The sequence below is a fragment of the Variovorax sp. dw_954 genome (assembly GCF_018449755.1).
GTDB lineage: Bacteria > Pseudomonadota > Gammaproteobacteria > Burkholderiales > Burkholderiaceae_C > Variovorax.
This window is the reverse complement of sequence record NZ_JAAVVD010000121.1, coordinates 1-417: the sequence shown is the minus strand read 5'-3', so window position 1 is coordinate 417 and position 417 is coordinate 1. Positions and strand designations below refer to the sequence as shown.

Sequence of the window (417 nt, the reverse complement as noted above, 5' to 3'; positions counted from 1 at the left end):
AGCTCATCGTCGGCCCGGCGAACAAGGTGATCGGCGACGTGCAGACGCGCCGCGGCAACTATGCCGGCGCCGTGGCCAGCTACGAGACCGCGCTGGCCAACAGCTCCGAGCGCTATGCGCCGCTGGTGCAATCGTCGCTGGTCAACGCGCTGATCGAATCGGGCGACACCGCGCGTGCGCGCCAGCTCTTCGATGGACTCGCGCCGCCGGCCGAGCCCCAGCTCGCGGCCCAGCTCGAGCGCACCCGCGCGCGCCTGCTGCTGGCCGAGAAGAAGCCCGACGAAGCCGTGGCGCTGTACCGCCAGCTCACCACCCGCCCGGTGGGCACCGACTCGGGCTACTACCAGCTCTGGGCCTGGGACGGCGTGGCGCGCAGCGAACTGGCGCGCGGCGACAAGGCGGCGGCCTCCGTGGCGG

1 protein-coding gene is annotated in these 417 nt (G+C 73.1%); it reads left to right on the top strand.

The genetic code is table 11. The features are described 5' to 3' along the window. The coding region (locus HB681_RS37795) for a tetratricopeptide repeat protein (RefSeq protein ID WP_345944818.1) at positions 1–417 on the top strand (417 nt) is incomplete at both ends.